Source organism: Streptomyces sp. R302 (assembly GCF_012927245.1).
Taxonomy (GTDB): domain Bacteria; phylum Actinomycetota; class Actinomycetes; order Streptomycetales; family Streptomycetaceae; genus Streptomyces.
Genome location: NZ_JABBGE010000007.1, coordinates 324,843 through 345,869, shown reverse-complemented (window position 1 = coordinate 345,869; position 21,027 = coordinate 324,843). Strand labels below are relative to the sequence as shown.

General features: G+C 74.6%; 17 protein-coding genes and 1 riboswitch. Of the genes, 9 read left to right on the top strand and 8 right to left on the bottom strand.

Going from position 1 to position 21,027, the window contains the following annotated elements; genetic code table 11:
* Window position 1 precedes the first annotated feature (1 nt).
* Window positions 2-187, bottom strand: a riboswitch (cyclic di-AMP (ydaO/yuaA leader).
* A 307-nt stretch (window positions 188-494) separates the two neighbouring features.
* On the top strand, window positions 495-1,067 hold the full coding sequence (locus tag HHL19_RS23345; protein ID WP_206325099.1) for a hypothetical protein: 573 nt from the start codon (window positions 495-497) through the stop codon (window positions 1,065-1,067).
* Between the two features lie 16 nt (window positions 1,068-1,083).
* On the opposite strand, the gene HHL19_RS23340 is transcribed toward HHL19_RS23345, so the two are convergent.
* Both HHL19_RS23340 and HHL19_RS23335 read right to left on the bottom strand, forming a co-directional pair.
* Entirely contained in the window at window positions 1,084-3,138 is a 2,055-nt protein-coding gene (locus HHL19_RS23340) for a phospholipase C, phosphocholine-specific (protein WP_169092245.1), read from the bottom strand.
* Window positions 3,139-3,345: 207 nt separating this feature from the next.
* The gene (locus tag HHL19_RS23335; RefSeq protein WP_169092244.1) at window positions 3,346-4,152 is read right to left on the bottom strand and encodes a DeoR/GlpR family DNA-binding transcription regulator; all 807 of its coding nucleotides are present in this window, start codon (window positions 4,150-4,152) and stop codon (window positions 3,346-3,348) included.
* Window positions 4,153-4,300: 148 nt separating this feature from the next.
* On the opposite strand from HHL19_RS23335, the gene HHL19_RS23330 reads away from it, so the two are divergent.
* Window positions 4,301-5,224, top strand: coding sequence for a sugar isomerase (locus tag HHL19_RS23330; RefSeq protein ID WP_169092243.1), 924 nt, complete (start codon window positions 4,301-4,303; stop codon window positions 5,222-5,224).
* 53 nt (window positions 5,225-5,277) lie between these two features.
* Window positions 5,278-6,114, top strand: a complete 837-nt coding sequence (locus HHL19_RS23325; RefSeq protein ID WP_169092242.1) for a class II fructose-bisphosphate aldolase — start codon at window positions 5,278-5,280, stop codon at window positions 6,112-6,114.
* 96 nt (window positions 6,115-6,210) lie between these two features.
* Here HHL19_RS23325 and katG read toward each other — a convergent pair whose 3' ends face one another.
* Window positions 6,211-8,436 carry a catalase/peroxidase HPI gene (gene katG / locus HHL19_RS23320; RefSeq protein ID WP_169092241.1) on the bottom strand — a complete coding sequence of 742 codons (2,226 nt, stop codon included), beginning with the start codon at window positions 8,434-8,436 and terminating at the stop codon, window positions 6,211-6,213.
* Window positions 8,437-8,582: 146 nt separating this feature from the next.
* Between katG and HHL19_RS23315 the strand changes: the two genes are divergently transcribed.
* The gene (locus HHL19_RS23315) at window positions 8,583-8,996 is read left to right on the top strand and encodes a Fur family transcriptional regulator (RefSeq protein WP_169092240.1); all 414 of its coding nucleotides are present in this window, start codon (window positions 8,583-8,585) and stop codon (window positions 8,994-8,996) included.
* Here the strand turns inward: HHL19_RS23315 and HHL19_RS23310 are convergent.
* Complete coding sequence (locus HHL19_RS23310; RefSeq protein ID WP_169092239.1) at window positions 8,959-11,115, bottom strand: PBS lyase; 2,157 nt, start codon at window positions 11,113-11,115, stop codon at window positions 8,959-8,961. The two genes, HHL19_RS23315 and HHL19_RS23310, sit on opposite strands and share 38 nt — an antisense overlap.
* Window positions 11,116-11,294: 179 nt before the next feature.
* Here HHL19_RS23310 and HHL19_RS23305 point away from each other — a divergent pair, with 179 nt between their 5' ends.
* From HHL19_RS23305 to HHL19_RS23285, 5 genes are all read left to right on the top strand, one after another.
* Entirely contained in the window at window positions 11,295-12,395 is a 1,101-nt protein-coding gene (locus HHL19_RS23305; protein ID WP_169092238.1) for a C45 family peptidase, read from the top strand.
* A 162-nt stretch (window positions 12,396-12,557) separates the two neighbouring features.
* The gene (locus HHL19_RS23300; protein ID WP_169092427.1) at window positions 12,558-13,598 is read left to right on the top strand and encodes an NAD(P)-dependent alcohol dehydrogenase; all 1,041 of its coding nucleotides are present in this window, start codon (window positions 12,558-12,560) and stop codon (window positions 13,596-13,598) included.
* Between the two features lie 744 nt (window positions 13,599-14,342).
* On the top strand, window positions 14,343-15,299 hold the full coding sequence (locus HHL19_RS23295; protein WP_169092237.1) for a helix-turn-helix domain-containing protein: 957 nt from the start codon (window positions 14,343-14,345) through the stop codon (window positions 15,297-15,299).
* A gap of 127 nt (window positions 15,300-15,426) precedes the next feature.
* On the top strand, window positions 15,427-16,422 hold the full coding sequence (gene gap / locus HHL19_RS23290; RefSeq protein WP_169092236.1) for a type I glyceraldehyde-3-phosphate dehydrogenase: 996 nt from the start codon (window positions 15,427-15,429) through the stop codon (window positions 16,420-16,422).
* 84 nt (window positions 16,423-16,506) lie between these two features.
* On the top strand, window positions 16,507-17,163 hold the full coding sequence (locus tag HHL19_RS23285; RefSeq protein ID WP_169092235.1) for a hypothetical protein: 657 nt from the start codon (window positions 16,507-16,509) through the stop codon (window positions 17,161-17,163).
* Here HHL19_RS23285 and HHL19_RS23280 read toward each other — a convergent pair.
* Genes HHL19_RS23280 through HHL19_RS23265 form a run of 4 tightly spaced genes read right to left on the bottom strand, consistent with a single transcriptional unit; the run spans window position 17,153 to window position 20,998 of the window.
* Entirely contained in the window at window positions 17,153-18,247 is a 1,095-nt protein-coding gene (locus HHL19_RS23280) for an acyl-CoA dehydrogenase family protein (protein WP_169092234.1), read from the bottom strand. The two genes, HHL19_RS23285 and HHL19_RS23280, sit on opposite strands and share 11 nt — an antisense overlap.
* On the bottom strand, window positions 18,244-19,272 hold the full coding sequence (locus HHL19_RS23275; protein WP_169092426.1) for an acyl-CoA dehydrogenase family protein: 1,029 nt from the start codon (window positions 19,270-19,272) through the stop codon (window positions 18,244-18,246). Before HHL19_RS23275 ends, HHL19_RS23280 begins: the two co-directional genes overlap by 4 nt.
* Window positions 19,272-20,441, bottom strand: a complete 1,170-nt coding sequence (locus HHL19_RS23270; RefSeq protein ID WP_169092233.1) for an acyl-CoA dehydrogenase family protein — start codon at window positions 20,439-20,441, stop codon at window positions 19,272-19,274. Before HHL19_RS23270 ends, HHL19_RS23275 begins: the two co-directional genes overlap by 1 nt.
* The gene (locus HHL19_RS23265) at window positions 20,441-20,998 is read right to left on the bottom strand and encodes a hypothetical protein (protein WP_169092232.1); all 558 of its coding nucleotides are present in this window, start codon (window positions 20,996-20,998) and stop codon (window positions 20,441-20,443) included. Before HHL19_RS23265 ends, HHL19_RS23270 begins: the two co-directional genes overlap by 1 nt.
* Window positions 20,999-21,027: the final 29 nt, after the last annotated feature.

Here is a 21,027-nt window from a genome sequence, read left to right as displayed (position 1 = left end):
GGTTTCCTCTCCGGCGCCTGCGAGGTGAGCTGTCGGGTTCGGACTGGAGCTGTCCGGCCGCGCGCACGCGGCTTCACCCCGAGCCGTTCCGGACGACCGGACCGGCGGTGTGGTGGGTCCCCCGCTCCTGCCGTCGGGTGAAATGGGAGGTCTTTCGGGCGGTGGCAGGATTAGGCGTCCGTCCGAATGGAGGTGACCGTAGGCGAGAAATGCGGCGGGGAACAAGATGCGAATGCGCGGGAAAAGGCGAACCGAAGATCGAAGGGGTGGAATTCAAGATCTACCGTTTCGGTGGCCGTTCCCGAATCCCTTGTGCGGCACGGGTCGTGACGGACGGGGAGTCCGCTTCGGGGCGGGGGAAGTGAGTCGCGTCACGGGGAGTGCAATGTCCGAATAGGGCGGCTGGCTCCATTAGGGGAATTGTGTGGCGACTTGCGGACGGGAGGTGTCGCGCATAGCGCGCAAATCAGACATCTGCGGCTAATGATGGGGGAATGTCATCCCTTGCCCTGCTGATCGACGCCGACCTCGACCCCGACGCCCTCGACCGCGAGGCGGCCCGCCTCTACGAGAGCGCCGCCCCCGAGGCCTGGCGCAGTCTCCTCTCCGTCCCCGTGGACCGGCTGGTCGCCGACGCCCTGGACGCGCTCGACGAGCTGCCCCCGCCCCCGCCCGCCGAACGCCCGCTGCCGGGCCGCGTCGGCGCCGTCCTCCCGGACCGGCTGTACGTCTGGCGCAGGCTCGGCCGGGCCGACGTGCGCCCCTCCGTCCACCTGGCGTACGCGCGCCGGGTGCTGACCGAATGGGGCTGGCAGAACACCCCGTACAAGCTGCGCGACGCGCGCGGCGCCCGCTGTCTCTGCGGCGCCCTGCTCGCCGCTCACCGGCTCGGCCACGGCAGCGCGGCCACCATGAACGAGGCCGGTGCCTGGCTCCTGACCGAACTGCGGTCCCAGGGGTGGCACGGGCTCGTCGGCCCCTGGAACCGCGCTCCGGGCCGTACCGCCGAGGACGCGCTCGCGCTCCTCGACGCCACGATCCGGCGCGCGGCCCTGGCCGGGCGGTGAGGGCCCGCCCGGCCGGTCAGCCGGTGACGCTCGGCGCGCCCGTCTCGATGTGGCCGGTGTAGCGGCGCGACCAGGTGCCGTCGACGTCGGCCAGGACCGTGAAGTCGTACCAGCCGTCCGTGTACGCCACCGCGTTGAAGAAGTCCTCCCGCGAGGAGTTCGCCGCGACCGTGTACGTCCAGGGGCCGTCCGTGCGGTAGGCGTCGGAGTGGATCGTGAAGGTGACCGGGCCGCCGGAGGAGTTGGTCATCCGGAACCAGATCGCCGTCTTCCCGGTGCCCGGCTCGGTGGCGTACCGCGCCGCCACCTCGATGGCCTTGCCCGCCTTCGAGGCGTCGCCGATGAAGCGGCGCAGGAAGCGGTTCGGGCCCATCATCGAGATGTCGTACTTCCCCGAGCCCGAGCCCAGCCCGATGTTGAAGTAGTCGGTGGCCGTGGTGCCCGGGTCGACCGTGTACTGCCAGGCGGCGGTGGAGCGGTGCTGGTGCGGGTGGATCGAGAAGTGGGCGGCGCTGCGGGCCTGCGGGCCCTGGTTGCTCATGGAGAACCAGGCGAGGATCTTGCCGGCGGCGCCGAACTCGAAGCGGTCCAGGTTGCCGTTCGGCTGGTAGGGGAGGGCCCGCGCGGGCCGGTTCCCGGGCTCCTGGGCGGGCAGCGCGTTGTTCTGCGGGACGGGGTTCGGCAGCGGGGCGCAGGTGTCCATGCCGATGACCTTCGCCGTCGACGGCAGGCCGGCGGGCACCCCGTACACCGGGTGGGCGAAGTCGAAGACGCCGGTCAGGTCGCCGGTGACCCTCCGTCGCCAGGCGCTGATGTTCGGGCAGGTCGCCGGGGTGCCGAGGACGGCGGTCCAGGTCTCCAGGAAGCGCAGCACGGAGGTGTGGTCGAAGACCTCTGAGCTGACCCAGCCGCCTCGCGTCCACGGCGACATGACCAGCATCGGGACCCGGAAGCCGAGGCCGATCGGGACGCCGTCGAGGTACTCGCCGGGGGTCCCGGGCGGGGCGACCGGCGGCGGCACGTGGTCGAAGAAGCCGTCGTTCTCGTCGTAGTTGAGGATCATCACCGTGGAGTCGAAGACCTCGGGGTTCGCCGTCAGGGCGCGGTGGACGAGGTCGACGAAGTGGGCGCCGTCGCCGGGCGGCGCGTACGGGTGCTCGGAGAACGCCTCGTTCGCCACCACCCACGACACCTGCGGCAGCGTCCCGGCGACGACGTCCGCGCGGATCGCGGCGGCGATGTCGTCCGGGGTCGAGCCGGTGACCTTCGGGACCGAGGCCATGCCCCGGTCGTACAGCGGGTCGCCGGGCCGGGCGTCGGTGAACCTCTTGAAGTACGCGAGGCCGTTGTCGCCGTAGTTGTCCTGGGCGTTCTGGTAGACCTTCCAGCTCACCCCGGCCCGCTGGAGCGCCTCCGCGTACGTCTCCCAGGTCAGCCCCGACTCGTCGCCGCCGTCCTTGCTGGAGCCGTCGATCCGCCCGCTCCACAGGAAGGTGCGGTTCGGTCCCGTGGCGCTGAGCGCCGAGGAGAAGTAGGCGTCGCAGACCGTGTAGTGGTCGGCGAGGGCGTGGTGGAAGGGGAGGGAGGCGCGGTCCAGGTGGCCGAGGGTGCGGGTGTTGCCGACGCCGGTCACCCAGTTGTCGAGCCGGCCCTGGTTCCAGGCGGCGTGCTGCGAGGTCCAGCTGTGCGGCAGGTCGCCGTTGCACTGGGCGAGGGTCTCGCCGTCGACCCCGCCGGCCGGCGGGGTGTCGGCCAGTTTCCACGGGAACTGCCTGCCGCCCCAGTCGGGCTGCTGGAACGTGCTCCAGCCGCCGGGGATGTTGCCCGCCGCCCGGTCGCCGAAGCCGCGGACGCCGCGGAGCGTGCCGAAGTAGTGGTCGAAGCTGCGGTTCTCCTGCATGAGGATCACGACGTGCCGGACGTCGGCGAGGGTGCCGGTCGCGGCCCGCGCGGCGGCCGAGGCCGGTGTGGCGTCCGAGGCCGTCGCGGTCGGTGCCGCGGCCCCGGTGACGAGTCCGGCGCCGAGTCCCGCGCCGATGCCGACGAACCCCCTGCGGCTGATGGGAACCATGCCCGCCCCTCCTGTCACGGTGTGCCCTCGCGGCACGTCGGGGACATGATGGGGGAGCGGGGCGCAAAGGTATACGCCCGTGCGGCAAGGGCTTGGTGAACAGCCGGGTCGGGCGTGTTCACCCTGGCCGGACCAGTAGGGGGATTGGTATGAGGTCCGACCAATGGAGCGTCAGGGCGCCTCATCTGGCCTGGTCGTGAGGGGACGTCAGACCGTGTGGACGCGGACGCCCGCCTCCGTCAGCCGGTCGGCCGTCCCGGCGTCGAGCCCGGTGTCGGTCACCAGCAGGTCGACCCGGTCCAGGCCGCAGATGCGGGCGAAGGCGCGCCGTCCGAGCTTCGACGCGTCGGTCACCACCACGACGCGGCTCGCGCGCTCCGCGAAGAGCCGGCTGATGCTCGCCTCCTCCTCCTGGTGCGCCATCGCCCCGAGCTCCGGGTCGATCCCGTCCACCCCGAGCACCACCGTGTCGAGGACGACCTCGCCCAGGACCCCGGCGGCGAGCGGGCCCACCAGCTCGTAGGTCTGCGGGCGCGCCACCCCGCCGGTCGTCACGATCTTGATCTGGGGACGCACCGCCAGCTCGGCGGCGATGTTCAGCGCGTTGGTGACCACCGTCAGGGCCGGGCCGGAGGCGGCGGCGGGGGTTCCGGTCTCGGCGCGCTCGCCCGCGAAGCGGAGGGCGAGCGCCCGCGCGACCTCGGTGGTCGTCGTCCCGCCGTTCAGGCCGACGACCTCGCCGGGCGCGATCAGTTCGGCCGCGGCGGCGGCGATCCGGGCCTTCTCCGCGGCGTGCCGGCCCGACTTGTAGCGCAGCGGCAGCTCGTACGAGACGCCGTGCGCGACCGCGCCGCCGCGCGTGCGGACGAGGAGGCGCTGCTCGGCCAGTTCGTCGAGGTCGCGGCGGATCGTGGCGGCGGAGACGTCCAGGGTGGCCGCCGCCTCCTCGACCTCCACCTTTCCGGCGGACGCCAGGAGTTCCAGGAGCGCGTTCCACCGCTCGTGCTTGGACATGCAGGACCGATCCTCCCGTGGGTACGGCTCCGATCCTACGTCGGCCGGGCGCGGGAACCTGGCCGATGGTTGCGCGAATCTGCTTGAATAGTTGATGTTCCGAGCATCTTCACGCATCGATCCTGTCTCTTCCGTGCAAGGAGTGCGCATGACCCCCTCCCGTACGACTGCCGAGATCGCCACCCAGCCCGAGACCTGGCGCGAGGCGGTCCGCACGCTGCCGCGGCACGTGGACGCCCTGCCCCGGCGAGGTGAGCGCGTGGCCGTGATCGGCTGCGGCACCTCCTGGTTCATGGCGCAGGCCTACGCCGATCTGCGCGAGGCCGGCGGCCACGGCGAGACCGACGCCTTCGCCGCCTCCCGCTTCCCCTTCGGCCGCCGCTACGACCGGGTCGTCGCCCTGACCCGCTCCGGCACCACCAGCGAGGTCCTCGCCGTCCTCGCCCGGCTCTCCGGCACCGTCGCCACCGGGGCGATCACGGCCGATCCGGCCACCCCCGTCATGGACCTCGCCGACGCCGTCGCCGTCCTCGGGTTCGCCGACGAGGAGTCGGTCGTCCAGACCCGCTTCGCCACCACCGCGCTCGCCCTCCTCCGTGCCCACCTGGAGGCCGAGGGCGCCCTGCCCGAGGGCGTCGCCACCGTCGCCCGGGCCGCGGAGGACGCCGAGATCGCCCTGGTCCGGCCGTTGGAGGAGGCCGTCCGCGAGGCCGGTCAGTTCACCTTCCTCGGCACCGGCTGGACCTACGGCCTCGCCCAGGAGGCCGGGCTCAAGATGCGGGAGGCGGCCGGCGCGTGGACGGAGGCGTACCCGGCGATGGAGTACCGCCACGGGCCCATCAGCATCACCGGTCCCGGGCGGGTCGCCTGGAGCTTCGGGCCGCTGCCCGGGGGGCTCGCCGAGGAGATCCGCAAGGTCGGCGGCACCCTCGTCGCCGGAGGCCTCGACCCGCTGGCCGAGCTGGTCCTCGCGCAGCGCCTCGCCGTCGCGGTCGCCGAGGCCCGCGGCCTCGACCCCGACCGGCCGCGCAACCTCACCCGCTCGGTCGTCCTCGCGGACACCGGCGCCTGAACCGGCTCGCCCCGCCCGCCCCGTACCCACCCCTTCGTACCCGGAGCAGGACCATGCCACTGACCCCGACCCACGAGATCGTCCGGCGGGCGCACGCCGACGGCGCCGGCGTGGGTGCCTTCAACGTCCTCCAGCTGGAGCACGCCGAGGCCATCGTCATCGGCGCCGAGCGGGCCGACCGGCCCGTCGTCCTCCAGATCAGCGAGAACACCGTCCGCTACCACGGCGGCCTCGAACCCGTCGCGCTCGCCTCGCTCGCGCTGGCCCGCGCCGCCAAGACACCCGTCGCCGTCCACCTCGACCACGCGGAGAACCCGGACCTCGTGCGCGAGGCCGTGGAACTCGGCCTCGGCTCCGTCATGTTCGACGCCGCGCGGCTGCCGTACGAGGAGAACGTGGCCACCACCCGGGAGGTCGTCGACCACTGCCACCGGCACGGCGTCTGGGTCGAGGGGGAGCTCGGCGAGGTCGGCGGCAAGGGCGGCGCCCACGATCCCGGCGTCCGCACCGACCCCGAAGAGGCCCGCGCCTTCGTCGCCGCCACCGGCGTCGACGCGCTCGCCGTCGCCGTCGGCAGCGTCCACCAGATGGTCACCAGGGACGCCGTCCTCGACCTGGACCTGATCGCCCGGCTCCGGGCCGCCGTCGACGTCCCCCTCGTCCTGCACGGCTCCTCGGGCGTCCCCGACCCGCTGCTCGCGCGGGCCGTCGCCGTCGGCATGACGAAGGTGAACGTCTCGACGCACCTCAACAAGGCCTTCACCGGCGCCGTCCGCGACCACCTCGCCGCCCACCCCGCCGACGTCGACCCGCGCCGGTACCTCACCCCGGCCCGCGGCGCCGTCGCCGAGGCCGTCGCCCACCTCCTGGGACTGCTCGACCCCCGCTGACCCCGGACAGGGGTGCGCCCCCGTGACCGGGGCGGGGTCACGGGGGCGCGGGGGTGCGGGGCGGCCGGCTCGCGGCGGCCGCCCCGGCGGGGTGGGTCAGCGGAGGTCGAAGCGGTCCAGGTCCATGACCTTGGTCCAGGCGGCGACGAAGTCCGTCACGAACTTGTCCTGGGCGTCGTCGCTCGCGTAGACCTCGGCGAGGGCGCGGAGCTCCGAGTTCGAGCCGAAGACCAGGTCGGCGCGGGTGCCGGTCCACTTGACCTCGCCGGTCGCGTCGTCGCGGCCCTCGAAGGTGTTCGCGTCGCCGGAGACCGGCGACCAGGTGGTGCCCAGGTCCAGCAGGTTGACGAAGAAGTCGTTCGTCAGCGTGCCGGGGTTGGCGGTGAGCAGACCGAGCGAGGTGCCCGGCTGGGTGATGCCCAGGGCGCGCAGGCCGCCGACGAGGACGGTGAGCTCGGGGGCGCTGACCGTGAGCAGGTTGGCGCGGTCGACCAGGAGGTACTCGGCGGGGAGGCGGACGCCCTTGCCGAGGAAGTTGCGGAAGCCGTCCGCGCGCGGCTCCAGGGCGGCGAAGGACTCGATGTCCGTCTGCTCCTGGGAGGCGTCCACGCGACCCGGGGTGAAGGCCACCTCGACGGTGCGGCCCGCGGCGGCGGCGGCCTTCTCGACGGCCGCGGAGCCCGCGAGGACCACGAGGTCGGCGAGGGAGACCTGCTTGCCGTCGGTCCGGCCGGCGTTGAAGGACTCCTGGACGCCCTCCAGGACGCGCAGCACCTGGGCGAGGTCGTCCGGGTTGTTGACCTGCCAGCCGCGCTGCGGCTCCAGGCGGATGCGGCCGCCGTTGGCACCGCCGCGCTTGTCGCTGCCGCGGAAGGAGGAGGCGGCGGCCCAGGCGGCGCCGACCAGCTGGGCGACCGTCAGGTCCGAGGCGAGGATCTTCTCCTTGAGGGAGGCGATGTCCGCCGCGTCGACCAGCTCGTGGGTGCGGGCCGGCAGCGGGTCCTGCCAGACCAGCTCCTCCGACGGGACCTCGGAGCCGAGGTAGCGGACGACCGGGCCCATGTCACGGTGGGTCAGCTTGTACCAGGCGCGGGCGAACGCGTCGGCGAACTGCTCCGGGTGCTCGTAGAAGCGGCGGGAGATCTGCTCGTAGACCGGGTCGAAGCGGAGCGACAGGTCCGTGGTGAGCATGGTCGGGAGGTGCTTCTTCTCCGGGTCGTACGCGTCCGGGATGATCGCCTCGGCGTCCTTGGCCACCCACTGGTGGGCGCCCGCGGGGCTCTTCGTCAGCTCGTAGTCGTAGTCGAAGAGGTTCTTGAAGAAGCCGTGGCCCCACTGGGTCGGCGTGGTGGTCCAGGTGACCTCCAGGCCGGAGGTGATGGCGTCGGCGCCCTTGCCGGAGCGGTAGCTGCTCGACCAGCCGAAGCCCTGCGCCTCGATCGGGGCCGCCTCCGGGTCCGCGCCCACGTTGTCGGCGGGGCCGGCGCCGTGCGCCTTGCCGAAGGTGTGGCCGCCGGCGATGAGGGCGACGGTCTCCTCGTCGTTCATCGCCATCCGGCGGAAGGTCTCGCGGATGTCGCGGGCCGCGGCGATCGGGTCCGGGTTGCCGTTGGGGCCCTCGGGGTTGACGTAGATGAGGCCCATCTGGACCGCGCCGAGGGGCTCCTCCAGCTCGCGGTCGCCGGAGTAGCGCTCGTCGCCGAGCCAGGTGGTCTCGGGGCCCCAGTAGACGTCCTCGTCGGCCTCCCAGACGTCCTCGCGGCCGCCGGCGAAGCCGAAGGTCTCGAAGCCCATCGACTCCAGGGCCACGTTGCCGGTGAGGATCATGAGGTCGGCCCAGGAGAGGGACTGGCCGTACTTCTTCTTCACGGGCCACAGCAGGCGGCGGGCCTTGTCGAGGTTGCCGTTGTCCGGCCAGCTGTTGAGCGGGGCGAAGCGCTGCTGGCCGGCGCCGGCGCCGCCGCGGCCGTCGCTGATGCGGTAGGTGCCCGCGCTGTGCCAGGCCATGCGGATCATGAAGGGGCCGTAGTGCCCGAAGTCGGCCGGCCACCAGTCCTGCGAGGTGGTGAGGACCTCGGCGATGTCCTGCTTCACGGCGGCGAGGTCGAGGGCCTTGAACGCCTCGGCGTAGTCGAAGTCCTCGCCGAGCGGGTTGCCCACGGCCGGGTTCTTGGCCAGGATCCGCAGGTTCAGCCGGTTCGGCCACCACTGGCGGTTGCCGCCGCCCTGGGTGGGGTGCGACGCGCGCTGCCCGTGGGGGACGGGGCAGCCGCCGCCCGCGGCCTTCGCGTCTCCGCCGTGTGCATCGAGGTTCTCAGACATGAGCTCTTCCTGTCCCTTGGCCATCAACAAAACTGATCCTACAATGGACGAAGTCCAAGTCAAGAACAATGTCAAAGTGGAGGTGGAGTGCCGGGGGGAGGACGCCCCGCGCTCCGGCCTTCGCCGAGAAGGAACAGGTAGCCCCTATGAGTGACCTGCTGGAGCGGCTGCGCGCCCGAGGGTGGCGGATGACGTCGCAGCGGCGTGTCGTCGCGGAGGTCCTCGACGGCGAGCACGTGCACCTCACCGCCGACGAGGTGCACGCACGCGCCGTGGAGCGACTTCCCGAGATCGCCCGGGCGACCGTCTACAACACCCTCGGCGAACTGGTCTCCCTCGGCGAGGTGGTGGAGCTCTCCACCGACGGCCGCGCGAAGCGGTACGACCCCAACGCCCGCCACGCCCACCAGCACCTGGTGTGCGTGGAGTGCGGCACCATCCGCGACGTCCACCCCGAAGGCGACCCGCTCGCCGTCCTCCCCGCCTCCGAGCGCTACGGCTTCACCGTCTCCAAGGTCGACGTCACCTATCGGGGCGTCTGCCCGAACTGCTCGGCCTGAGCCCCGGCCCCGGGTACGGAGCCCCGCACGCGGCGAGGACCGTCCGCGCGTGCCGGAGCAGCCGCTCGTCCTCCGCGACGCGAAAGCGCATCCGGCCCCGCCGGCCGCCCTCGTTGTCGTGGCGGCGCGGCGCGGCCGACTCGGCGCGCAGCAGCGGGAGGACGGGGGCCGCGGCCGGGCCGAGGGCGGCCCAGATCTCCGTCATGTCGGGGCGGCTGGATCTGCTCCGCTCCCAGGCGTGGAGGCTCGCCGCCAGCGTCTCCCCGGGGTCCCCGCCCACCCGCCACAGGGCCTCCGCCAGCGCGCCCGCGTGCCAGGCGTCGACCTCGTCCGGGCGCGCGGCGAGCCCGCGCAGCGCGGGAAGCAGCGGGGCCGCCGCCGTCCCGGCACACGCGAGCGCGCGCAGGGCGTCGTGGCGCTCGGCGCCCGCGCCCCCGGAGCTCCCGGCGCCGAGCCCCGCCTCCAGTGCCGCCAGGGCCCGCCTGGCCTCCGCGTCGCCGCCCGCCGCCCACAGCGCCGCCGCGAGCGCGGCCCCGTCGGCCTCCCCGACGAGACCCCGAAGGGCCGGGAGCGCCGGCTCCGCGGCGGCGCCGAGACCGGCCAGGGTGCGCAGCGCCGCTTCCCGGGAGCGGAGCCGGGCCTTGCCCTCCAGGTTCAGACAGCCGGCCGCGGCCGTGACGGCGGCCTCCGGGGCGGCCACGGCCGCCGCCCCCAGGAGCTGCGCCGCGAAGGAGCTCCGGCCCGCGCCGACCGTCGCCGCAAGCCGGGCGGTCAGCGCGGGGGCGAGCCGCGCGGCCGTCTCCGGGGCCATGCGCGCCAGCCACTCCGGCAGCTCCTCGGGCACGTGTCCGTACCGCAGCACCTCGGCCAGGCCGGGAACGGCCCGCGGGTCGCCCTGGGCCGCCAGCGCGCAGAGCGCCGCCCCGTAACTCGTCTCGTGCCAGCGCGCCTGCGGCGGCAGCCCGGGGCCGCGCGCCACGCGCGCGGCCAGCGCCTCGGCCGCCGGTGCCCCGATGACGGCGAGCCGGCACAGCTCGGCGGCCGCCTCGCGCGCGAGCACCGGGTCGGCGTGGAGGACCAGCTCGCCCAGGAGCCGTACCGGCTCCTCGTGCGGCCCCCGCCAGCCGGACAGCAGCGTCCCGGCCGCGTTCACCGCCTCGCGGCGCTGCCCCCGCTCGGGGCTGCCCAACTGGTCGGCGACGAGCGCGAACCGCGCCTCCACCCGGTCGCCGAGGGCGAAGTGCAGCTCGCCCAGGAGGTCGGTCGCCCAGGGCGCCCGGGTGCCCGCCGTGTGCTCGGCGCGCAGCCGGCGCAGATAGCCGATCAGGGTGCTGTCCGTGGACCGCGCCGGGGCGCGTTCGGTCTCGGGCGCGCCTTCCCGGGCCGTCCGCAGCTCCGCCGCCGCGAGCCGGGCCGTGACCGCCGGCTCGGGGAGGCGGTCCGGGGCGCAGCGCGCGAGGGCGGTGAGCGCCGCGAGGGGGAGACCGCCGCCGGGCCGGTCGAGCAGCGGCGCCAGGGCGTCGGCCGTCGCCCCGGCGAGCCGGGCGTGGCGCACCCCCAGGTCGCCGAGGGCCGCGGCCACCGCGCGCAGCACGGTCGGGTCCTCCTCCGCCTCCGCCGCGAGCCGTCCCGTCAGGGCCGCCCGTACGCCCTCCGGGTCCGGCAGCAGTTGTACGAGCGCCCCCGGCACGGCCCGCCGCACCCCGGGGTCCGGGTCGGCGAGGAGCGGCAGGAGGCTTCCGGCGCGGTCGCGGACGTCCGCCTCGGCGCGGTCGAGGAGCCGGCACCACTCCTCGTACTCCTCCTCGTCGTCCGACCAGAAGTCCATCACCTCGGGGTCGCGTCCGTCGCCGTGGATGCTCCGCAGCAGCTCCACCACCTCGCCGCGCCCCTCGGGGCCGGGGGTGGTGGCGATCTCGAAGAGGAAGGGGAGGCAGGCCACCGTGCTGTCGTGCACGTCCCCCTGGTGGTGGACCGTCCCGTAGAGCGCGTCCAGGGCCCCCTCCCGCTCGTCCGCGTCGGCGGAGAGCAGCCCGCGCAGCATCTCCGGCACGTCGGAGGCGTCCCCGTAGGCGTGCTGGAGCCCGGTCCAGTCGATGTCGTCGATCCCCGTGAGCATGGTCCCGAGTCTGCCGCAGCCCACTGACAGGCCTGTCCCGATGAGGTTCTGACGGGGTGTCCGGGGGTGGGGGAGGGGCGGGCTTGACGGTGGTGCGGGGAGGTTGTTGGATGAGCCGCAGGTTTTATTGGTCGCATGGCCAATATGATGGTCCCGTCACCCGCCCAGGAAGCCCGCCCATGTCCCGCACCGCCTTCCCCCGCCCCGACCACCGGCTCCACGTCGCCGTCGACGCCGCCGACCCGCGCGAGCGGGGCCGCCGACGGGGCGCCCGGCTCGCCGAGGGGCTGAACACCGCCCTCGACGTCTACGACCGGCTCTTCGCCCTCGCGGAGATACCCGAGGCGACCGTCCGCGACGACGCGCACCGGGCCCTTGACGCCGTCGACGCCTTCCGGCCCGCCCTGCGCGAGCAGATCGAGGGCATCGCGGAAGGGGCCGGAGCCGAACCCTGGCGGGTCGCCGCGCTCAACGCCCGTACCGAGATCCTCGCCCGGAGCCGCACGGTCCCGCCCGGCGAGTGCTCCACCGTCGTCCGCCGCGTCCCCGCCGCCGACGGCGGCACCACCCACCTCGGCGTCCAGACCTGGGACTGGCACGTCGAACTGGGCTCCTCCTGGCACACCGTCGACTCCGCCGGCGGCGCCCACCGCTACGTCGGCCTCACCGAACACGGCATCCTCGCCAAGATCGGCGTCAACAGCGCGGGCCTCGCCCTCCACTTCAACATCCTCGGCCACCGCGACGACCGCGTCGGCGGCCTCCCGGTGCACGTGCTCGCCGCCCTCGTCCTGGAGGAGGCCGACGACGCCGCCCACGCCGTCGAGCTGATCCGCTCCGCGCCGCTCGCCTCCTCCGGCTCCTTCCTCCTCTTCGACCGGCGGCGGGCCGTCCTGCTCGACCTCAGCCCCGACGGCGTTTTCGAAGCGCCGCCGACGCCCGACGGCACCCGCCTGCGCACCAACCACTTCCTCACCCCCGGACCCGCCCGCCGCGAGAAGACCTGGCTCTACCAGCCCGATTCCGGCGAGCGGTACGCCTTCCTCCGCGACCGCCTCGACCATGCGCCCGCCACCACCCACGACGACCTGCTGCGGCTCCTGGTCACCGGCCCCGGCGAACCGCCCGTCAGCTGCGTGCCCGACCCGGAGGCCCCGCTCGGCCGCCGCTGGGCCAGCCTCGCGACCGTCCTCCTCGACCCGGCGGCCCGCACCGCGCGCATCCTCGACGGCACCCCCGCCGAGCACGCCGAACGCCCCTGGTACACGCTGCGCGCCTGAGCTCCCGCCGGTGTCCGGCGCCCGCGTCCGGCGCCCGCGTCCGGGGCCCCGTGCGGCGCCCGCCACCGCGCGCGTGCCGCGGTCCGGCTTCACCCTGGAGAAGGTGTGCCCGCCCGCCTCGGCATCGCCGAGGGCCACGGCGGCGCCGGAGAGGAAGCCGCCATGAAGGCCCTGCAGTACCGCACCGTGGGCGCCGCCCCCGAGGTCGTCACCGTCCCCGACCCGGAGCCCGCCCCCGGGCAGGTCCTCCTGAAGGTCACCGCCGCCGGCGTCTGCCACTCCGACATCGCCGTCATGAGCTGGCCCGCCGAACAACTGCCCTTCCCGCTGCCCCTCACCCTCGGTCACGAGGGCGTCGGCACCGTCGCCGCCCTCGGCGACGGCGTCACCGGCTTCGCCGAGGGCGACGCCGTCGCCGTCTACGGCCCCTGGGGCTGCGGAAACTGCTTCATGTGCGCCCAGGGCAAGGAGAACTACTGCCTGCGCGCCGCCGAGCTCGGCATCCGCCCGCCCGGACTCGGCGCGCCCGGCGCCATCGCCGAGTACATGATCGTGGACAGCCCCCGCCACCTCGTCCCGCTGGGCGGCCTCGACCCGGTGAAGACGGTGCCGCTGACCGACGCCGGCCTCACCCCGTACCACGCGATCAAGCGCTCCCTGCCGAAGCTCGTGCCCGGCTCCACCGCCGTCGTCATCGGCACCGGAGGCCTCGGGCACGTCGCCGTCCAGCTGCTGCGCGCGCTGACCGCCGCCCGGGTCGTCGCCCTCGACGTCGCCGAGGAGAAGCTGGCCCTCGCGCGGGCCGTCGGCGCCCACGAGACGGTCCTCTCCGACTCCTCCGCCGCCGGCACCGTCCGCGACCTCACCGACGGGCGCGGCGCCGAGGTCGTCCTCGACTTCGTCGGCGCCCCGCCCACCACCGCCTCCGCCGGGGCCATGGCCGCGGTCGAGGGCGACGTCACCATCGTCGGCCTCGGCGGCGGCACCCTCCCCGTCGGCTTCGGCGCCCTCCCGTACGAGGTCTCCGTAGCCTCCCCCTACTGGGGCACCCGTGCCGAACTCATCGAGGTCCTGGACCTGGCCCGCACGGGCGCCGTCGACGTCCACGTCGAGACCTACGGCCTGGACGAAGCCCCCGAAGCCTACGAGCGACTCCACGCCGGCCGCGTCGACGGCCGCGCGGTGATCCTCCCGAACGACTGACCCCACGCCTACGCGCGCGTGGCCGCGCCGCCAGCGCGTCGTGGAAGCCGAGCGCCGCCCGCCCCCTCCGGCACGGACGTGGCCGGGCCGCCGCCACACCACCGTGCAAGCCCGAGCGCCGCCCGCCGCGCCCGAAGCGCGCGCGGGCCGCGGAGCCATACCACCGTGAGGGCCGGGCGAGGCCCGTCCCGCCTTCCACGCGCGCGTGGGCGGGTCGCCACACCGTCGCTTAGGCCGGGCGCGGCCCCTCCCGCTTTCGCGCGCGTGGCCGGGCCGCCGCATCGTTGTGGTGGCTGGGCGCGGCCCCTCCTGTCCTCGTGTGCGTGGCCGGGTCGCCGCATCGTTGTGGTGGCCGGGCGCGGCCCGTCCCGCCTTCCCCGTGCGTGTGGGCGCGCCGCCGCATCGTTGTGGTGGCTGGGCGCGGCCCGTCCCGTCCTCGTGTGCGTGGCCGGGTCGCCGCACCGTTGTGAAGGCCGGGCGCCGCCCGTCCCGCCTTCCCCGTGAGTGTGGGCGCGCGCCGCACCGTCGTGGAGGCCGGGCGCCGCCCGTCCTGTCCCTCGCGCGCGTGGTCCGGCCGCCCACCGTGGTTGAAGCCGGGCGCTGGCCGTCTCGGCCTGACACACGCGTGGCCGGGCGCGCCCTGCCGTCGTGGAGGCCGGGCGTCGCCCACCCCACCCCACACCCCCCACGCGCGCGTGCCCGCGCGTGGCGGTCGGCGCCGTCGGGCCGCGTAGGCTCGTCAGCGTGCCACCCACCCGTCTGTACCGCGTCGCCGTTCTCGTCCTCGAAGGTGCCAAACCCCTCGACGTCGGGATCCCCGCCCAGGTGTTCACGACCCGGGCGAGCATGCCCTACGAGGTGCGTGTCTGCGGGGCCACGCCCGGGCTCGTCGCGGGCGGTGACGGGTTGTCGTACAACGTCGACCACGGGCTCGACGCGCTCGGGTGGGCCGACATCGTCTTCGTCCCGGGATACCGATTTCCCGACCGGGAGGACCCGCCGGGGGCCGTCGTCGAGGCACTGATCGCCGCGCACGCGCGCGGGGCGCGGCTCGCGGCGATCTCCACCGGCGCCTTCGCGCTCGCCGCGACCGGCCTCCTCGACGGCCGGCGCGCCACCACCCACTGGCACTACGCGCGTGCCCTGGCGGAGAAGTGGCCCCTGGTCCAGGTCGACGAGAACGTCCTCTTCGTCGACGAGGGCAGCGTTCTCACCTCCGCCGGCGCCGCCTCCGGCATCGACCTCTGCCTCCACATCCTCCGCGGCGACCTCGGCGTCGGCGCCGCCAACCACGCCGCCCGCCGGCTCGTCGCCGCCCCGTACCGCAGCGGCGGCCAGGCCCAGTACGTGCCCCGCAGCGTCCCCGAACCCCACGGCGAACGGTTCGCCGCCACCCGCGAGTGGGTTCTCCACCGCCTCGACGAACCCCTCACGCTCGACGTCCTCGCCCGGCACGCCGCCGTCTCGCCCCGCACCTTCTCGCGCCGCTTCGTCGAGGAGACCGGGTACACCCCCATGCAGTGGCTCCTGCGCGCCCGCGTCGACCGCGCCCGCGAACTGCTCGAACGCTCCGAACTCGGCGTCGAGCAGATCGCCGCCGAAACCGGACTCGGCACCGGCGCCAACCTGCGGATGCACTTCCAGCGGATCCTCGGCACCACCCCGACCGACTACCGGCGCACCTTCACGCAGGGCGACTGAGCCCCTCACCTGGCCCGATCGCCAGGATCTTGGCACGATCCTTGCGGACCATGGCGATCTCGCCCCTGCCGCGCGGCGGCACGGCAGGCGAGGCTGGGTGACGAAGAAACGGAAGGGACACCGCATCATGACTCGCATCGCCATCAACGGTTTCGGTCGCATCGGCCGCAACGTGCTCCGCGCCCTCCTGGAGCGCGACACCACGCTGGAGGTCGTCGCCGTCAACGACCTCACCGAGCCCAAGGCGCTGGCCCGTCTCCTCGCCTTCGACTCCACCTCCGGCCGCCTCGGCCGCCCGGTCTCCGTCGACGGCGACACCCTCGTGGTGGACGGCCACCGCATCAAGGTCCTCGCCGAGCGCGAGCCGGCCCAGCTCCCCTGGGCCGAGCTGGGCGTCGACATCGTCCTGGAGGCCACCGGCCGCTTCACCAGCGCCAAGGACGCCCGCCTCCACCTCGACGCCGGTGCCAAGAAGGTCCTCGTCAGCGCCCCCTCCGACGGCGCCGACGTCACCCTCGCCTACGGCGTGAACAGCGACACGTACGACGCCGAGCTGCACACGATCGTCTCCAACGCCTCCTGCACCACCAACGCGCTCGCCCCGCTGGCCGCCGTCCTCGACGAGCTGGCCGGCATCGAGCACGGCTTCATGACGACCGTGCACGCCTACACCCAGGAGCAGAACCTCCAGGACGGCCCGCACCGCGACGCCCGCCGTGCCCGCAACGCCGCCGTCAACATCGTGCCCACCAGCACCGGCGCCGCCAAGGCCATCGGCCTGGTCCTTCCGCAGCTGGACGGCAAGCTCTCCGGCGACTCGATCCGCGTGCCCGTGCCGGTCGGCTCCATCGTCGAGCTGAACACCACGGTCGCCCGCGAGGTCACCCGCGAGGAGATCCTCGAGGCCTACCGCAAGGCCGCCGAGGGCAAGCTCGCCGGCGTCCTGGAGTACTCGGAGGACGAGCTGGTCTCCTCCGACATCACCGGCAACCCGCACTCCTCCATCTTCGACGCCGCCCTCACCCGCGTCGACGGCCGCCACGTCAAGGTCGTCGCCTGGTACGACAACGAGTGGGGCTTCTCCAACCGCGTCATCGACACCCTGCAGCTGCTCGCCGGCTGACCCCGCGTCACCACGCCACCCGACAGCGCCCCCTCGGCTCCGGCCGAGGGGGCGCTGTCAGTGCCGGATGGCAGCATGTCGATCATGAGCCGAATCATCTCGTACACCACCGGCGACCGCGCCGAGGCCGTCGCCTACCTCGGAGCGGCGGAGCGCCTCACCGACGAACAGCGGCGCGTGCTCGCCATGATGCGCGAGCGGGCCGAGGCCAGCCAGCGCGACCTGGACCACCAGGACCTCGACTGGGACCTGACCATCCCCGAGGCCCTGGAGCACCTCATCGAGGGCCGCGCCGACGCGCCGGGGACGTACGCGGGCAAGGCCTACGCCCGGGCCCTGCAGCACGTCATCGACTACTGCGGATCCGACCCCTCCGACCTCGGCGTCTACTCCAGGCCCAGCACCTTCTTCAGCCTCCTCGACGAGCAGTTGAGGCAGCACGGCGTCCCCGCCGACCTGCTGCCGCACGGCTACCTCTTCTCCGGCCCGCCGGACGAGATACCCTTCCCCATCCCCTACGCCGTCGACGGCCCCGACATCGGGATGCTGCCGCTGGACAAGGCCAAGCAGGCCGTGGACGCGTACCGCGCGGTCCGCGACAAGATCGACCCCGACTTCGTGTACGACCTCGACCTCCTCACCGAGAAGCTGGAGTTCGAGCACGAGGAGTGGGAGTCGACCAAGGCGCGGGGCTACGACTGGTACACCCACGACACCATCTTCTTCTCCATCAACGGCTGACGGGCACCGGCGCGGGCAGTCCGAGCGTGGCGGCGAGCCGGGCGCGGTGCCAGTGCGGCGGACCGAAGAGCCGCGACGAGCCGTGCGCCCGCTTGAAGTAGCGGTGGGCGTCGTGCTCCCAGGTGACGCCGATCCCGCCGTGCAGCTGGATCATCTCGCCCGCCACCTCGGAGAAGGCCTCCGAGCAGACCGACGCGGCGGTGGCGGCGAGCCGGGTCAGCTCCGGTCCCCGCGCGCCGCCCGCCGCGGCGAAGGCGGCGCCGAGCGCGGCGGAGCGGGCCGACTCGACGCGGACGTAGGCGTCCGCGAGCCGGTGCTTCACCGCCTGGAAGGAGCCGATCGGCCGCCCGAACTGCACCCGCTCCCCGGCGTACGCCACCGTGAGCTCCAGGCACCGCGCGGCCGCGCCGACCTGCTCGGCGGCGAGCGCCGTACACGCGAGGTCGAGGACGTGCCGCAGCACCCGGCCGCCGTCGCCGTCCGCGCCGACGAGCCTGCCCTCGGCCCCGCGGAGCACCACCCGGGGCTGCGCCCGGGTGGCGTCCATGGGCACGGTCGCCTCGCGGCCGACCCCCGGTCCTTCGCCGGGCACCGCGAAGAGCGACACCCCGGCGTCCGTCCGCGCCGCCACCAGCAGCGTCCCGGCGCGGTCCCCGTCGAGGACGTGCTCCTTCACCCCGGTGAGCCGCCAGCCGCCGCCGGGCCCGGGGGCGGCCTCGGCCCGTATCGCCTCCGGGTCCCAGGAACCGGCCTCCGCCCAGGCGAGGGCGGCCGTCGTCGCGCCCGACACCAGACCGGGCAGCAGCGCGGCGCACTCCGGGCCGGCGCCCGAGGCGAGGAGCGCCTGCGTCGCGAGGACGGCCGAGCCGAGGTACGGGACGGGGCTCAGCTCCCGGCCCAGCTCCTCCATCACCACGTGCGTCTCCACGGCCCCGCCGCCGGCGCCGCCGTACTCCTCCGGGACGGCGAGGCCCGCCACCCCGATCTGCTCGGCCAGCGGCGACCAGGCCTCCTCGCCCGGATGGCGCCGGAGCAACTGCCGTACGGCCGTGCGCAGTTCTTCCTGCTCCTCGCTGAACCTCATGCCTCTGCTCCCTTCTCGTCGGGGGCGAGGACGCGGGCGCGGCAGGCGGCGGGGGTGCCCCAGGCGTCGCGGAGCGGGCGTGCCTTGCGGATCCACAGGGAGAGGTCGAGCTCCTCGGTGTAGCCGACGGCGCCGTGGAGCTGGAGGGCGGTGCGGGCCGCGGCGTGGGCGGCCTCGCCCGCCGTGACCTTGGCCGCGGCGATCTCCCGCGGCGCCGTGCCGCTCTCCGCGAGGGCGAGGGCGGCGGCGTACAGCAGGGGCCGGGCGAACTCCAGGGCGATCAGCGTGTCGGCCAGGCGGTGCTTCACCGCCTGGAACGAGCCGATGGGGACGCCGAACTGGGTGCGCTGCCGGACGTACCCGACCGTCCGGTCGAGCAGCGCCCGGCCGAGCCCCAGGGACTGGGCGGCCGTCGCCAGGGCGGCGACCTCGACGGCGTACGCGCGGGCGGCGGCCACCCGGGGGCCGCGGGCCAGGGCGGTGCCCGCGGAGGCGGGCCGGGCGAGGCGGCGTACCGGATCGGCGGAGGGCTGGACGGGGCCGGTGGCGGAGGCGAGGCGGACGGTGTCGTCCGCGACGACGAGCACGGCGTCGGCCATGTCGGCGTCCAGCGCGTACGGGCCGGTGAGCTCGGGGACGTTCAGCGAGACGGTCGCCTTGCCGGTGGCGATCCGGGGCAGCCAGGCGGAGGCCGCGCCGTCGCCGACTTCGCCGTCGCCCTCGCCGAGTCGGCTCAGGAGCGCCGCCGCCGCGACCGTCTCGACCAGCGGGCCGGGGACGGCGTGCCGGCCGACCTCGGTGAAGGCGACGGCCAGTTCCACCGGCAGCGGCCCCAGTCCCTCGTACGCCTCCGGCACGGCGAGCGCGAACACGCCGGCCTCGGCGATCCGGGACCAGAGGGCGAGCCCGGGGGCGTGGTCGCCCGCGGCCCAGGCGCGGGCCGCCCGGGGGGTGTCGGCCGCCGCCAGCATCGTGTCCAGGGTGCGGGCGAAGTCCCGCTGTTCGTCGTCGAGCAGGAACCGCATCACCGGCGTCCCTTCGGCAGGCCGAGCAGCCGCTCGGCGATGATGTCGCGCTGGATCTCGTTGGTTCCCGCGTAGATCGGCCCGGCCAGCGAGAAGGTGTGGCCCTCGGCCCAGCCGCCGTGCGCGGGCGCGTCCGCGGCCTCGTCGGAGAGTTCGCCGTACGGTCCGAGGAGGTCGAGGGCGGTCTCGTGGAGGGCGATGTCCAGCTCCGACCAGAAGACCTTGTTGAGGCTGGACTCGGCGCCGATGGAGCCGCCGGCGGCGAGCCGGGAGGCGTTGGCGTAGGTGAAGAGGCGGTAGGCGGCGGCGCCGATGACGGCGTCGGCGACGCGGTCGCGGACGGCCGTGTCGGAGGGGTCGGCGGTCTCCCGCCAGAGCGCGGCGAGCCGTTCGGCGGCGGCGGTGAAGCGGCCGGGGCTGCGCAGGGTGAGGCCGCGCTCGTTCCCGGCGGTGCTCATGGCGACCCGCCAGCCGTCGCCGGGGGCGCCGATCACGTCCTCGTCGGGGACGAAGACCTCGTCGAGGAAGAGTTCGGCGAAGGCCGGCTTGCCGTCGAGCCGGCCCACGGGACGTACGGTCACGCCCTCGGCGCCGAGCGGGAACATCAGGTACGTGAGTCCCCGGTGCGGCCGGTCGGCGTGCGGGTCGCTGCGGAAGAGGCCGAAGGCGCGGTCGGCGAAGGCGGCCCGCGACGACCAGGTCTTCTGGCCGCTGATCAGCCAGCCGCCGTCGGCGCGCACGGCGGTGGAGCGCAGGCTCGCCAGGTCGGAGCCGGACTCGGGCTCGGACCAGGCCTGCGCCCAGATGACCTCGCCGGAGGCCATCCGCGGCAGGATCCGGGCGCGCTGTTCGTCGGTGCCGTGCTCGAAGAGGGTGGGGGCGAGGAGGTTGATGCCGTTCTGGCTGACCCGGCCGGGCGCGCCGGCGGCGTAGTACTCCTCCTCGAAGACCAGCCAGCGCAGCACGGAGGAGCCCCGGCCGCCGTACTGCTCTGGCCAGGAGACCACCGACCAGCGGCCGGCGGCGAGTTCGGCCTCCCAGGCACGGTGGGCGGCGAATCCCTCCGCCGTCTCCAGGGAGGGCAGCGGGGTGGCGGGCACGCGGTCGGCGAGCCAGGCGCGGGCCTCGGCGCGGAAGGCCTCGTCGGCCGGTGAGAAGTCGAGGTCCATCAGGCTCCCGCCTCCCGGGGGCGGCGGGGTCGTCCCCCGGAATGTCGCAGCTTCGCGTGGATGTCCATGCCGCCGAGCGCGTCGCGGGCGGTCTCGGCGTCGTGCGCGTCCGCGAGGCCCGTCCGGGGCGGCATGACCCAGCGGTGCGCGAAGTAACCGACGCCGGGGATGCCTATGCGGACCACCGGGTCGGCGAGGAAGGCGTCCTCGGAGGCCCCGATCAGGTCGACGATCCAGGCGAGCGTCAGGCCGCCGGCGACGCAGTCGCCCCGGGCGGACGCGCCGATCGCCCAGGGCGGTTCGCGCCGGCGGCGGCACATCCCCGGGTGGGCCGTGGACTCGCGGGGGAAGCGGCTCTCGGTGCCCTCCTTGTCGGAGTGGTCCCGCCAGAGGCCGGCCCTGCGCTCGAACGGCAGGTGGGCGTCGCGCTCGGGGGCGCAGGTCGTCGCGGAGTTCCGGGCGTCGCGGGACGCGGGCCGGGCCATGGTGACGTCGGCGGCGGGGCCCCGCCGTTCGTGGCGGACGGGCCCGGTGGGCGTGGTGCGGGCAGTGGACATCCATCCTCCTTCCCTAACAAGTGTTTGGT